This window comes from Streptococcus sp. 2342 (assembly GCF_013276795.1).
In the GTDB taxonomy this organism is placed as follows: Bacteria; Bacillota; Bacilli; order Lactobacillales; family Streptococcaceae; genus Streptococcus.
In genome coordinates, this window is record NZ_VMLR01000001.1 from 94,830 (window position 1) to 108,501 (window position 13,672).

At 41.0% G+C, this 13,672-nt stretch carries 12 protein-coding genes; 10 read left to right on the forward strand and 2 right to left on the reverse strand.

What is annotated here, in order from left to right; all coding sequences use genetic code 11:
• Positions 1-86: 86 nt before the first annotated feature.
• Both HT689_RS00475 and HT689_RS00480 read left to right on the forward strand, forming a co-directional pair.
• Complete coding sequence (locus HT689_RS00475; protein WP_000173358.1) at positions 87-845, forward strand: ABC transporter ATP-binding protein; 759 nt, start codon at positions 87-89, stop codon at positions 843-845.
• A gap of 1 nt (position 846) precedes the next feature.
• Positions 847-2,835: an ABC transporter permease gene (locus tag HT689_RS00480; RefSeq protein ID WP_173251668.1), complete on the forward strand. Its 1,989-nt coding sequence runs from the start codon at positions 847-849 to the stop codon at positions 2,833-2,835.
• A gap of 192 nt (positions 2,836-3,027) precedes the next feature.
• Here the strand turns inward: HT689_RS00480 and HT689_RS00485 are convergent, their stop codons facing one another.
• Positions 3,028-3,723, reverse strand: a complete 696-nt coding sequence (locus tag HT689_RS00485) for a VIT family protein (protein WP_173251751.1) — start codon at positions 3,721-3,723, stop codon at positions 3,028-3,030.
• A gap of 708 nt (positions 3,724-4,431) precedes the next feature.
• Between HT689_RS00485 and HT689_RS00490 the strand changes: the two genes are divergently transcribed.
• From HT689_RS00490 to HT689_RS00525, 8 genes are all read left to right on the forward strand, one after another.
• Positions 4,432-5,892, forward strand: a complete 1,461-nt coding sequence (locus HT689_RS00490; RefSeq protein WP_173278902.1) for an aminotransferase class I/II-fold pyridoxal phosphate-dependent enzyme — start codon at positions 4,432-4,434, stop codon at positions 5,890-5,892.
• Positions 5,893-6,753 (forward strand): polyamine aminopropyltransferase, encoded by an 861-nt coding sequence (speE, locus tag HT689_RS00495; RefSeq protein ID WP_000366713.1) that lies wholly within the window; start codon positions 5,893-5,895, stop codon positions 6,751-6,753.
• Positions 6,750-8,009: a saccharopine dehydrogenase family protein gene (locus HT689_RS00500; protein ID WP_173251746.1), complete on the forward strand. Its 1,260-nt coding sequence runs from the start codon at positions 6,750-6,752 to the stop codon at positions 8,007-8,009. The genes speE and HT689_RS00500 overlap by 4 nt, the downstream gene beginning before the upstream one ends.
• Complete coding sequence (gene nspC / locus HT689_RS00505; protein ID WP_173251744.1) at positions 8,009-9,136, forward strand: carboxynorspermidine decarboxylase; 1,128 nt, start codon at positions 8,009-8,011, stop codon at positions 9,134-9,136. Before HT689_RS00500 ends, nspC begins: the two co-directional genes overlap by 1 nt.
• Positions 9,133-10,218: an agmatine deiminase gene (aguA, locus tag HT689_RS00510; RefSeq protein ID WP_173251741.1), complete on the forward strand. Its 1,086-nt coding sequence runs from the start codon at positions 9,133-9,135 to the stop codon at positions 10,216-10,218. Before nspC ends, aguA begins: the two co-directional genes overlap by 4 nt.
• Before the next feature lie 9 nt (positions 10,219-10,227).
• Positions 10,228-11,103 carry an N-carbamoylputrescine amidase gene (gene aguB, locus HT689_RS00515; protein WP_173227198.1) on the forward strand — a complete coding sequence of 292 codons (876 nt, stop codon included), beginning with the start codon at positions 10,228-10,230 and terminating at the stop codon, positions 11,101-11,103.
• A 191-nt stretch (positions 11,104-11,294) separates the two neighbouring features.
• On the forward strand, positions 11,295-11,996 hold the full coding sequence (locus HT689_RS00520; protein ID WP_173227200.1) for a response regulator transcription factor: 702 nt from the start codon (positions 11,295-11,297) through the stop codon (positions 11,994-11,996).
• Complete coding sequence (locus HT689_RS00525; protein WP_173227202.1) at positions 11,993-12,871, forward strand: HAMP domain-containing sensor histidine kinase; 879 nt, start codon at positions 11,993-11,995, stop codon at positions 12,869-12,871. The genes HT689_RS00520 and HT689_RS00525 overlap by 4 nt, the downstream gene beginning before the upstream one ends.
• A gap of 39 nt (positions 12,872-12,910) precedes the next feature.
• Here HT689_RS00525 and HT689_RS00530 read toward each other — a convergent pair whose 3' ends face one another.
• Complete coding sequence (locus HT689_RS00530; protein WP_173227204.1) at positions 12,911-13,663, reverse strand: ABC transporter permease; 753 nt, start codon at positions 13,661-13,663, stop codon at positions 12,911-12,913.
• Positions 13,664-13,672 lie beyond the last annotated feature (9 nt).

Sequence of the window (13,672 nt, forward strand, 5' to 3'; positions counted from 1 at the left end):
CACAAAGATATCGAGCGCGTTCAGCTAGGATGCGCTATGATGCAAGCGACATTTCATTTGATGGGATATTAAGAAAGGAGATTCTCATGACACTTTTAGATGTAAAACACGTTCAAAAAATTTACAAAACTCGTTTTCAGGGCAACCAAGTAGAGGCCCTCAAGGATATTCACTTTACCGTCGAAAAGGGTGACTACGTTGCCATCATGGGTGAGTCCGGTTCTGGTAAATCCACTCTTCTCAATATCCTAGCTATGCTGGATAAACCAAGTCGTGGACAAGTTTACCTGAATGGAACAGACACCGCAACCATTAAAAATTCACAGGCTTCTAGCTTCCGTCGTGAAAAGCTGGGATTTGTCTTCCAAGACTTTAATTTGTTAGATACTCTCTCTGTAAAAGATAATATCTTGCTTCCCCTTGTCTTGTCAAGAAGACCCATTACGGAGATGATGAAGAAATTGGTGGTGACAGCTGAGAATCTAGGTATCAACCAATTGCAAGAGAAGTACCCTTACGAGATTTCAGGTGGGCAAAAACAGCGTGTAGCAGTAGCACGCGCCATCATCACTGAACCTGAAATTCTCCTTGCGGACGAGCCAACAGGAGCCCTTGATTCCAAGTCATCTGCAGCCTTACTTGATGTTTTTGATGAAATCAATGAGCGCGGCCAAACTATTCTCATGGTAACCCACTCCACAGCAGCAGCTAGCAGAGCTAAACGTGTACTCTTTATCAAAGACGGCATTCTTTACAACCAAATCTACCGTGGAGAGAAGACAGAACGTCAGATGTTCCAAGAAATCTCTGATACCTTGACTGTCATGGCAAGCGAGGTGAATTAGTATGTTTCGATTAACCAATAAGTTAGCGGTATCGAACTTGATTAAAAACCGCAAACTCTATTATCCTTTTGCGCTGGCTGTTCTCTTGGCAGTCACTGTCACCTATCTCTTTTACTCTCTAACTTTCAATCCCAAGATTGCTGAAATCCGTGGAGGAACAACCATTCAGGCTACACTTGGATTTGGTATGTTTGTCGTCACCCTTGCGTCAGCCATTATCGTCCTCTATGCCAATAGTTTTGTCATGAAGAACCGTTCCAAGGAACTGGGAATTTATGGCATGTTGGGCTTGGAGAAGCGTCATCTTATCAGTATGACCTTTAAGGAGTTAGTGCTATTTGGGATTCTAACTGTTGGAGCGGGTATCGGTATTGGAGCCTTGTTTGACAAGTTAATTTTCGCTTTCCTGCTCAAACTGATGAAATTGAAGGTTGAGCTGGTCGCTACCTTCCAAATGAATGTTGTCATTGCAGTACTTGTTGTCTTTGGATTGATTTTCCTAGGCCTCATGTTCCTGAATGCCCTTCGAATCGCCCGTATGAATGCCCTCCAGCTCTCTCGTGAGAAAGCAAGTGGAGAGAAAAAAGGTCGTTTCCTTCCTCTCCAAACTATTCTTGGTTCGATTAGTTTAGGGATTGGCTATTATCTTGCCCTTACAGTAAAAGATCCCCTTACAGCCTTAACCACCTTCTTCTTAGCTGTTTTGCTGGTTATCTTTGGTACCTATCTCTTGTTTAATGCAGGAATTACCGTTTTCCTTCAAATCTTAAAGAAAAACAAGAAATACTATTACCAACCAAATAATCTTATCTCTGTTTCCAACTTGATTTTCCGTATGAAGAAAAATGCGGTTGGACTAGCAACTATCGCTATTTTATCAACAATGGTTTTGGTAACCATGTCAGCAGCGACAAGCATTTTCAATTCCGCAGAAAGCTTTAAAAAAGTTCTAAATCCTCATGATTTTGGAGTTTCAGGGCAAAATGTTGAAAAAGAAGACTTGAACAAACTCTTGAGCCAGTTTGCAAGTGACAAAGGTTATAAGATTAAAGAAAAAGAAGTGTTTCGTTACACTTACTTCGGTGTTGCGAACCAAGAAGGAAATAAGTTAACCCTTTTTGAAAAAGGACAAAATCGTGTCCAACCCACAACAGTTTTCATGGTATTTGACCAAAAAGATTATGAAAATATGACTGGTCAAAAACTGTCTCTATCAGGAAATGAGGTCGGACTCTTTGCCAAGAATGAGGGAGTTAAAGAACAGAAAACTCTAATTCTGAATGATCATCAATTTTCTGTCAAAGAAGAATTTAATAAAGATTTCATTGTGAACCACGTTCCAAATCAGTTTAATATTTTGACTGCTGATTACAATTATCTTGTTGTACCTGATTTACAAGCCTTTTTGGATCAATTCCCAGATTCGGCTATCTATAATCAGTTTTACGGTGGTATGAATGTAAATGCCAGTGAAGAAGAACAACTCAAGGTCGCTGACGAGTATGATAAATACCTCGATCAATTTAATGCTCAATTAAACACGGAAGGTAGCTATGTTTATGGTAGTAATTTATCAGATGCTAGTACTCAGATGAGTGCCCTCTTTGGTGGTGTCTTCTTTATCGGTATTTTCCTATCCATTATCTTTATGGTCGGAACTGTTCTGGTCATCTACTACAAACAAATTTCTGAAGGCTACGAAGACCGTGAACGCTTTATTATCTTGCAGAAAGTTGGTTTAGATCAAAAGCAAATCAAGCAAACCATCAACAAACAGGTTTTAACTGTTTTCTTCCTTCCTTTGCTCTTTGCCTTCATACATCTAGCCTTTGCCTACCATATGCTTAGTCTGATTTTAAAAGTGATTGGTGTAATAGATACGACTATGATGTTGATTGTGACCTTGTCTATCTGCGCTATCTTCCTCATCGCCTATGTCTTGATTTTCATGATTACTTCAAGAAGCTATCGCAAGATTGTGCAAATGTAAAAAAGATACCTCGACTTCAAAATCGAGGTATTTCTTGTATTTTATACTCAATGAAAATCAAAAAGCAAACTAGGAAGCTAGCCGCAGGTTGCTCAAAACACTGTTTTGAGGTTGCAGATAGAACTGACGAAGTCAGTAACATATCTACGGCAAGGCGAAGCTGACGTGGTTTGAAGAGATTTTCGAAAAGTATTAAATGCTGAAAAGTTGTCCGAGCAAGAAGGTAACTCCCATAGTCAAGAGACCAATAGTGAGGTTTCGAATCATAGCTGTTTTGGTTGGGGCTTTTCCAAGTTTGGCACTAGTGTAACCAGTGAGAAGAAGGGCCACACCGACGATAAGGACAGTAGCAGGGATGCGGTATTCACTTGGGAAAATGGTAATTGAAAGCATTGGTGGTAAGCTACCAAGGAAAAAAGAAATAAAGCTAGAGATAGCAGCATGCCAAGGATTGGTAAATTCTTCATACTCAATCCCATATTTTTCCTCTACCAAAGCCTTGAGCGGATTATTTAAAAAGGCTTTGTTGGTGAGAAGTTGGGCTGATGTTTCACACTCATCATTTTGGATATAAGCAGCATAGAGGGACTTTTTGGCTAACTCTATATCTTGGTCTAGCAAGAGTTGCTCACGCGCAACGGCCGCTTCCTCAGTATCTTTTTGAGTTGAAACGGACACATATTCTCCACCAGCCATTGAAAAGGCACCAGCTAAGATAGCCGCAAAACCTGATAAAAAGATAATCCAGATATTGCTCGTAGCACTAGCAACCCCAATAACCACACCAGCAATGGAAATAATTCCATCGTTGGCACCAAGAACACCTGCACGCAGGATATTTAAACGCCCTGCAAAGTTTGAATCAATTTCGTGATTTGTTTCTGACATACTAATCTCCTTTTTATCCAGTATAAAGGAAAAATATAGGGAAATCAATCTTTTAAAAGTATCTGAAAAAAGTTGCACGATTTTAATGATATAAAAATGTCGACATCTTCTCTGATAGATCAAACACCGAAGGTAAAGAGTATAGAATAGCATAAAAAATTTTAAATTAAATACGATAAACATTTTGTTCACTTTATAATCGTTTGCAAGAGAATAATTAGTATTAAATCAAATAAAATCCAAATATTTTACGAACTTTTTTATATTTTTTTCGTAAAAGGCTTTACAAGTTCTTGGAAACATGATATAGTAATAAAGCTTAGAAAATGAGATGATGTTTTCTAGCAAATATAAACCCGAGTAAAAAATGCCTACGGACAGGCAGGGTTGAATGCCGAAGCGTGGTTGAAAAACCACATTATTGATAGGGTTAAAAGCCTACTTTTATAAGTTGATGTTAGGACACGTGTCCTAATTCATAAATTTTTAGTGTGGTGAAAGCACACGTCATCTTGTGAAACGATCAATAAAGTACGTAATATTTGCTACTAGAGAGTTAGGAAACATCGGGAACAGACATACTCAACAGAAACAAACATAAAAACGTCAGAAGATTGCAGAGCAGGTGAAATCCTGCTCTTTTTTCATGAGTCAACCTTTAGTTCCTTAGTTTTCATAAGGTCCTAAAAATATTGAAAGGAGTATGTCTTGAAAGAGTTAGATCAAAACCAAGCCCCAATTTATGAGGCCTTGGTGAAGTTACGCAAGAAAAGGATTGTTCCCTTTGATGTACCAGGTCACAAACGCGGACGAGGAAATCCAGAACTTGTCGAACTGTTAGGTGAAAAATGTGTTGGCATTGATGTCAATTCGATGAAACCCTTGGATAATCTTGGTCACCCTATTTCGATTATTCGGGATGCAGAGGAGCTAGCGGCGGATGCTTTTGGAGCTAGCCATGCCTTTCTCATGATTGGTGGAACAACTTCATCGGTGCAGACTATGATTCTGTCAACCTGCAAGGCTGGAGATAAGATTATTCTGCCACGTAATGTCCACAAATCTGCTATCAATGCGCTGGTTCTATGTGGTGCCATTCCCATCTATATAGAGATGAGTGTAGATCCTAAAATTGGTATCGCTTTAGGTCTTGAAAATGATCGAGTAGCCCAGGCCATAAAGGACCATCCAGATGCCAAGGCCATTTTGATTAACAATCCTACTTACTACGGCATCTGTTCAGACCTAAAGAGATTGACAAAAATGGCTCATGAAGCTGGCATGATGGTTTTGGTAGATGAGGCCCACGGAGCGCATTTGCATTTCACTAATAAACTTCCAATTTCTGCTATGGATGCAGGTGCTGATATGGCAGCAGTTTCTATGCATAAGTCTGGTGGGAGTTTGACCCAAAGTTCGCTTCTTTTAATCGGGGAGCAGATGAATCCTGAATACGTTCGTCAGATAATCAACCTGACCCAGTCAACATCCGCCTCTTATTTGCTGATGGCTAGTTTGGATATTTCACGTCGCAACTTGGCCCTTCGTGGTAAAGAGTCGTTTGAGAAGGTCATTGAGCTATCCGAGTACGCTCGTCGTGAAATCAATGCTATTGGTGGTTACTATGCCTACTCAAAAGAGTTAATTGATGGTGTGTCGGTCTGTGATTTTGATGTAACCAAGTTGTCAGTTTACACTCAGGGTATTGGCTTAACAGGTATCGAGGTTTATGACCTCCTACGAGACGAATACGACATTCAGATTGAGTTTGGTGATATTGGCAATATCCTGGCCTACATTTCGATTGGTGACCGTATCCAAGACATCGAGCGCTTGGTTGGTGCTTTGGCTGATATCAAGAGACTTTACTCGAGAGATGGAAAAGACTTAATAGCTGGAGAATATATTCAGCCTGAGTTGGTGCTGTCTCCACAAGAAGCCTTCTATTCCGAGAGAAAAAGCTTGACCTTGGATGAGTCTGTTGGACAAGTCTGTGGGGAATTTGTCATGTGCTATCCTCCAGGAATCCCTATCTTGGCTCCTGGTGAACGCATTACACGTGAAATTGTAGACTATATCCAATTTGCCAAGGAACGTGGTTGCTCCCTCCAAGGGACGGAAGATCCTGAGGTCAATCACATCAACGTCATTAAGAGAAAGGAGAACTAGATGGATTTATGGTTTTCTGAAGTTCATACTCCAGATGTCAAATTATCCTTGAGAACAGCCAAGCAACTCTACGCTGGTAAAAGTGAATGGCAGGATATCGAAGTCTTGGATACGCCAGCTTTTGGAAAGATTTTGATTTTAAACGGGCATGTCTTGTTTTCAGATGCGGATGATTTTGTCTACAACGAAATGACTGTTCACGTTCCAATGGCTGTGCATCCCAATCCCAAGAAAGTCTTGGTTATTGGGGGTGGTGACGGTGGTGTTGCTCAAGTATTAACCCTCTATCCTGAACTGGAGCAAATCGATATTGTGGAACCAGATGAGATGTTGGTTGAGGTCTGTCGTGAGTATTTTCCAGACTTTGCTGCGGGACTTGATGACCCTCGTGTTACCATTTACTATCAAAATGGGCTACGCTTTTTGCGAAACTGCGAAGATGATTACGATATTATCATCAACGATGCGACAGATCCATTTGGTCATACGGAAGGGCTCTTTACCAAGGAATTTTACGGCAACAGTTACAGAGCCTTGAAAGAAGACGGTATCATGATTTACCAGCATGGGAGTCCCTTCTTTGACGAGGATGAGTCGGCTTGCCGAAGCATGCACCGTAAGGTTAATCAAGCCTTTCCAATCAGTCGGGTCTATCAGGCCCATATCCCAACTAGCCCAGCTGGCTATTGGTTGTTTGGATTTGCATCGAAAAAATACCACCCTGTCAAAGATTTTGATAAAGAAGGCTGGAAAAAACGCCAGCTTTTCACAGAATACTACACTGCAAACTTACACGTGGGGGCCTTTATGTTGCCCAAGTATGTTGAGGACATTTTAGAAGAAGAGGAAGGAAAAAAATGAGTCGTTTACTAGTTATTGGATGTGGGGGAGTTGCCCAAGTTGCTATTTCAAAGATTTGTCAAGATAGCGAAACCTTTACAGAGATTATGATTGCCAGTCGTACCAAGTCAAAATGTGATGACTTGAAGGCTAAACTGGAAGGCAAAACAAGTACAAAGATTGAGACAGCTGCTCTTGATGCTGACAAGGTAGAAGAAGTGATTGCCCTGATTGAAAGCTATAAGCCAGAAGCCGTTTTGAACGTAGCACTACCATATCAAGATTTAACCATTATGGACGCTTGTTTGGCAACAGGTGTTCACTATATCGATACAGCCAACTACGAAGCAGAAGACACGGAAGAGCCTGAGTGGCGTGCTATCTACGAAAAACGCTGCAAGGAACTTGGTTTTACAGCCTACTTTGACTACTCATGGCAGTGGGCTTATCAGGAGAAATTCAAAGAAGCAGGCTTGACTGCTCTTCTTGGTTCTGGTTTTGACCCAGGTGTGACCAGTGTCTTTTCAGCTTATGCCCTCAAACACTATTTTGATGAAATCCATTATATCGACATTTTAGACTGTAATGGTGGTGACCACGGTTATCCGTTTGCGACAAACTTTAACCCAGAAATCAATCTACGCGAGGTTTCAGCACCAGGTTCTTATTGGGAAGATGGAAAATGGGTCGAAGTCGAAGCTATGTCTATCAAGCGCGAGTACGATTTCCCTCAGGTCGGACAAAAAGACATGTATCTTCTTCATCACGAAGAAATCGAATCATTAGCGAAAAACATTCCGGGTGTCAAACGCATTCGTTTCTTTATGACTTTTGGTCAATCATACTTGACGCACATGAAATGTTTGGAAAATGTCGGTCTCCTTCGTACGGATACCATTAACTTTAACGGTCAAGAAATTGTTCCAATCCAATTTTTGAAAGCCTTGCTTCCAGATCCAGCCAGCCTTGGGCCACGCACTGTAGGTAAAACCAATATTGGATGTATCTTTACAGGTGTAAAAGATGGCGTTGAAAAGACCATCTACATCTACAATGTTTGCGACCATCAGGAATGTTACGCAGAGGTTGGTTCGCAAGCGATTTCTTACACGACAGGAGTTCCAGCCATGATTGGGACTAAGTTGGTTATGAACGGTACTTGGAAACAAGCTGGAGTTTACAACCTTGAAGAGTTGGATCCAGATCCATTCATGGAAGCTTTGAATGAGTATGGTTTGCCTTGGGTTGTGGTTGAAAATCCACAAACGGTGGACTAATGAAGCTAGAACAAGTACCAACACCAGCTTATGTCATTGATTTGGCCAAGTTAGAAGCCAATTGTCGTATTCTAAAATATGTTCAAGAAGAAGCTGGTTGCAAGGTTTTGCTTGCCCAGAAGGCATATTCCCTCTACAAAACCTATCCCTTGATCAGCCAGTATCTATCAGGTACAACTGCAAGTGGTCTCTATGAAGCAAAGCTAGCTAGAGAAGAGTTCCCTGGTGAAGTCCATGTCTTTGCGCCTGCTTTCAAGGATGCAGACTTGGAGGAATTGCTGGAGATAACGGATCATATTGTCTTTAACTCTGAGAGACAGTTGCGCAAGCATAGGGCTCGTTGTCGGGAGGCTGGTGTCAGTGTAGGTTTACGTCTCAATCCTCAATGTTCAACTCAAGAAGATCACGCGCTCTATGACCCCTGTGCACCAGGTTCTCGTTTTGGCGTGACACTAGATAAAATTCCTAGCGATTTGTTGGATTTGGTTGACGGACTACATTTTCATACTCTTTGCGAGCAAGGCTCAGATGATTTAGAGACAACTTTGAAAGCAGTAGAAGAGCAGTTTGGTCCCTACTTACATCAAGTTAAATGGCTCAATATGGGTGGTGGTCATCACATCACAAGAGAGGACTATGATGTAGATTTGCTGATTTCTGAGATCAAGCGTATCCGAGAAACTTACAATCTTGAAGTCTATATCGAGCCCGGGGAAGCTATTGCGCTCAATGCAGGTTATTTAGCAACTGAAGTATTGGATATTGTAGAAAACGGTATGGAAATCTTGGTTTTAGATGCCTCTGCGACCTGCCATATGCCTGACGTACTCGAGATGCCCTATCGTCCACCTTTGAGAAATGGCTTTGAGGCACAGGAAAAAGCCCATACCTATAGACTTTCTTCCAATACTTGTCTGACAGGAGATGTGATCGGTGATTATAGCTTTGAAAATCCAGTTCAAATCGGAGACAGACTTTATTTTGAAGATATGGCCATTTATTCCTTTGTCAAAAACAATACCTTCAACGGTATTGGATTGCCAAGTCTCTATCTCATGGACGAACAGGGAGACTGCAGCTTAGTCAAAGCCTTTGGCTATCAAGATTTTAAAGGGAGATTATCATGATGGACAGTCCCAAAAAATTAGGCTATCGCATGCCAGCAGAGTACGAAGCACATCATGGTACCCTCATGATATGGCCGACTCGACCAGGTTCATGGCCCTTTCAAGGAAAGGCTGCTAAAAGAGCTTTCAGCCAGATTATTAAGACCATAGCAGAAGGGGAAAACGTTTATCTCTTGGTGGAGCGGGACTATCTATCAGAAGCCCAATCTTATCTTGGAGACAAGGTTGTTTATTTAGACATCCCCACCAATGATGCCTGGGCGCGTGATACAGGTCCGACCATTCTTGTCAATGATGAAGGCCAGAAATTAGCCGTGGATTGGTCTTTCAATGCTTGGGGTGGAGCTGTAGATGGTCTCTACCAAGACTATGAAGATGATGATCAAGTAGCCAGTCATTTTGCTGAGGTCTTGGAAATGCCCGTTTACGATGCCAAACCTTTTGTACTGGAAGGAGGCGCAATCCATAGTGATGGACAAGGAACCATTCTCGTAACTGAAAGTTGCTTGCTTAGTCCTGGGCGTAATCCTCACCTAAGTAAGGAAAAAATTGAGAGAAGTTTATTGGACTATCTAGGTGCTGAAAAAGTTATCTGGCTTCCTTATGGTATTTATCAGGATGAAACCAATGAACACGTTGACAATGTTGCAGCCTTTGTTGGTCCTGCTGAGGTTGTTTTGGCTTGGACAGACGACAAAAGCGATCCTCAATATGACATGTCAAAATCAGATCTCGAACTCTTAGAGCAAGAGACAGATGCAAAAGGTCGCCCTTTCACTATTCATAAGCTTCCTATCCCTGCAGTTCGACAAGTTGTTACAGAAGAAGATTTGCCAGGCTACATCTATGAAGAAGGAGAAGAAGAGCGATACGCAGGTGAACGACTAGCAGCTTCCTACGTAAACTTTTATATCGCCAATAAGGCAGTCTTGGTTCCCCAGTTTCAAGATAAAAACGACCAAGTGGCCTTAGATATCCTCAGCAAGTGTTTTCCAGACCGTAAAGTTGTCGGAATTCCAGCCAGAGATATTCTATTAGGTGGTGGCAATATCCACTGTATCACCCAACAAATCCCAGAATAGGAGAAAAAGATGAGAAATGTAAGAGTTGCAGCCATTCAAATGCAATGCGCCAAGGATGTGGCAACAAATATCCAAACCGCAGAGCGTTTAGTACGTCAGGCTGCAGAACACGGTGCCCAAATTATTCTCTTGCCCGAGTTGTTTGAACGTCCATACTTTTGTCAGGAACGTCAGTATGACTACTACCAGCATGCCCAGTCGGTGACAGACAATACAGCTATTCAGCATTTTAAAACCATTGCCAAGGAGCTAAAGGTCGTTTTACCAATCAGTTTCTATGAAAAAGATGGCAATGTCTTGTATAACTCTATTGCTGTCATTGATGCAGATGGGGAAGTGCTAGGCGTTTATCGGAAGACCCATATACCAGATGATCATTATTATCAAGAAAAGTTTTATTTCACACCCGGTAACACAGGTTTCAAGGTCTGGGATACGTGCTACGCTAAGATTGGGATCGGTATCTGTTGGGATCAATGGTTCCCTGAAACAGCCCGCTGTCTTGCGTTAAATGGGGCTGAATTGCTCTTTTATCCAACAGCCATCGGTTCAGAGCCGATTTTGGATACAGATAGTTGTGGTCACTGGCAACGTACCATGCAAGGACACGCAGCAGCAAATATTGTCCCAGTTATTGCAGCCAATCGTTATGGATTAGAGGAAGTCACTCCAAGTGAGGAAAATGGTGGACAGAGTTCCAGTCTTGACTTCTACGGTTCCTCCTTTATGACGGATGAAACAGGAGCTATTCTAGAGCGAGCTGAAAGACAAGGTGAAGCTGTTCTGTTAGCAACTTATGACCTTGACAAGGGAGCAAGTGAACGCCTAAACTGGGGCTTGTTTCGAGATAGAAGACCCGAAATGTATCAACGAATTACGGACTAGTAGGAGAGAAATGAGAGATTCATTCTGCTAGACTAACTTCTTATTAGCAACTATAAGGATACTATGTTGTTTAGCAAGTGGATTTTATATTTTAACCCTCTAAGGCTTTCTCGCGATTTTATGCGAGGAGCTTTTCTGTTTAAGCTTTATCAATAAAACATGCTATAATAGTTGCAGAAAGGTTGGTGTTTATGGCTAGGATATTGGTTATTGAAGACAATAGTGACATTCAAGAAATTTTGCGAACACTTCTCACTGAGGAGCATGAGGTGATTCAAGCCTTTTCTGGTACAGAAGGAATCATGCGTTTTGACCAAGGTGGGATTGACCTCGTTTTGCTAGATATCATGCTTCCTGGAAAAAATGGGGATCAGGTTTTAAAAGCCATCAGGGAACAAAGCCAAACTCCAGTCATTATGCTAACAGCTTTGAGCGATAAAAAGTTAATCAGTCAATATCTCTTAGATGGTGCCAATGATTACATAGTGAAACCTTTTGATTTGGACGAAGTCTTTGCTAGAGTTACTGTTCAATTACGCCAAAGTGCAGAAAAACAGCCTACGGAAATAGAAAAAACTGAAAATCTGCCACAAAACTTAAAAAATATCCAGTTTAATGCAGAAAGTTTTGAAATCAAAAATAGTCAGGAAACCATTCGCCTTGCCAAGAAAGAATGCTTGATTCTCCAAACTCTCCTTAAACACCCTAAGAAAATTTTTACCAAGGAAGAACTTTATGAGTTGGTCTGGGAGGATAGCTACCTACCTGGAGATAATACTCTCAATACGCATTTGAGTAATCTTCGTAAAAAATTAAACCAGCTTGACCCACATCAAGAATATATTGAAACCATCTGGGGAGTTGGGGTAAGATTAAAAGGAGACAAGCAATGACCTACATCTTAATCGTTGTCCTACTGATACTCCTAATTATTTTATCGATTGTATTAATTCGCTACCATCTAGCACTTAAAAACTTGAGTCAACAGATTGAAGACAAGATTCTCACGGGTAGTATGAAAAGAGTAGGGGTCAGCATTTTTTCCAAACATTTTTTACAACTCTACCAGCAAATTGAAAATCTATTTCTGGAAGTAGAGCAATCTCGGTTGGTGATGAAAAGGGAAAAGGAGACTCTGGATATGGCCATCAGCAATATCGCCCATGATATTCGGACGCCTTTGACTATCGCTTCAGGCTACACCCAACAATTGATAAAATCTCCTGAAGATAAAGCAGAAACCTTACAAAAAATCGCCCAGCATCTTGATTTAGTTTCCAAACGTTTGGAGGCTCTCCTAGAATATCGTCGTTTGATGGAAGGAGCTGTCAAACCGAAACTGGAAGAAGTGGATTTTTCAGCTTTTATCACCAAAAAGACTTTGGCTTATTATGATGTTTTTCAGGCGGCAAATATCACGCTTGATTTTAAGGTTGAAGCTGGTTTGAAAATGAGAACCGATGAAGACTTGCTGGATCGAATTTTACAAAATCTGCTTGGAAATGTCCTCAAACATGGCAAGGAAGAAGCGCGGCTATCTTTGCGAAAGGAAAAGGAACAGTTTGTCTTAGAGATTGCAAACCTTGTCAAACAGCCTATCAAAAGAATAGAAAATCTCAGCAACCGTTTTTATTCTGAAAATCTATCTGATACGGAAGAATCCTCTGGTTTAGGTCTTTATATCACTGAGGAATTATGCCATCTTCTTGGTGCAGAAATGAAACTAAGCACAGATGGGCAGTGGTTATCGGTTTTCATTTACTTTTAACGAAAGAAACCTCCTCTGTAGGCTAGAGGAGGTCATTTTTTATAGACTTTTCTTTCTGAAAACTGCCAGTCCACTTAGATTAAAGATTACAATAACAGCTAAGGTAACTATAAGTGTATAGAAAATGGATTCACTATTAGCAGTCATAGCATAGAAAAACTGCAATGATAAATATGGCAAAATTTTGATATTTGGAAAAATGATCATTGGCATAGAAAGTAAGATAGAGCTGACCAAATAACCAATAAATACCGCAATATAAGAATGACTAACATAGAGGATGAAGGAAACAATGGAAAGCCAAGCAAGGAGGCAAAGAAATTGAAGGAAAATGGTTACCAGTAGATTGCCAATAAAGCCATCAGGCATAGTTCCAAATCCATTTAAGATAGTTGCTGGAATAAAGGCAATCACAAGGCTGATGATGACTTGTAAAAGTGCAATAGAAGCCAATACAAAGGCTTTCGCTAGAAAAAACTCGGTACGAGAGACACCCACTGTTAAATTATTTTTATAGAGTTTGCCGATTAAATCAACTCCAAGAACGAGGCAGGCTAGGACGATGCAGAGAAAAACGAGGTTTGAACCTTGACTAGATGCGTTGATCAGGGCTTGTACACCGTCCCAACCATGGGTTGGAATGTCTGGCTCTTCTGTCTGGATTGCCATTAGATGGCCAGTAGCCCCAAAAACAGCCCCCATTAACATGAGTACAAATAGAATGAACTCTGTAATCCAGAATCCTTTGGAACGGAAAAGACGGTAAAAGTCTGCTTGAATGGTATGTATCATGATTTTTCT

Coding starts and splice junctions, on each gene's coding strand:
- HT689_RS00525 (WP_173227202.1), top strand. CDS start 11,993: ATGACCTACATCTTAATCGTTGTCCTACTGATACTCCTAATTATTTTA.
- HT689_RS00485 (WP_173251751.1), bottom strand. CDS start 3,723: ATGTCAGAAACAAATCACGAAATTGATTCAAACTTTGCAGGGCGTTTA.
- HT689_RS00480 (WP_173251668.1), top strand. CDS start 847: ATGTTTCGATTAACCAATAAGTTAGCGGTATCGAACTTGATTAAAAAC.
- aguB (WP_173227198.1), top strand. CDS start 10,228: ATGAGAAATGTAAGAGTTGCAGCCATTCAAATGCAATGCGCCAAGGAT.
- HT689_RS00500 (WP_173251746.1), top strand. CDS start 6,750: ATGAGTCGTTTACTAGTTATTGGATGTGGGGGAGTTGCCCAAGTTGCT.
- HT689_RS00520 (WP_173227200.1), top strand. CDS start 11,295: ATGGCTAGGATATTGGTTATTGAAGACAATAGTGACATTCAAGAAATT.
- speE (WP_000366713.1), top strand. CDS start 5,893: ATGGATTTATGGTTTTCTGAAGTTCATACTCCAGATGTCAAATTATCC.
- HT689_RS00475 (WP_000173358.1), top strand. CDS start 87: ATGACACTTTTAGATGTAAAACACGTTCAAAAAATTTACAAAACTCGT.
- HT689_RS00530 (WP_173227204.1), bottom strand. CDS start 13,663: ATGATACATACCATTCAAGCAGACTTTTACCGTCTTTTCCGTTCCAAA.
- nspC (WP_173251744.1), top strand. CDS start 8,009: ATGAAGCTAGAACAAGTACCAACACCAGCTTATGTCATTGATTTGGCC.
- aguA (WP_173251741.1), top strand. CDS start 9,133: ATGATGGACAGTCCCAAAAAATTAGGCTATCGCATGCCAGCAGAGTAC.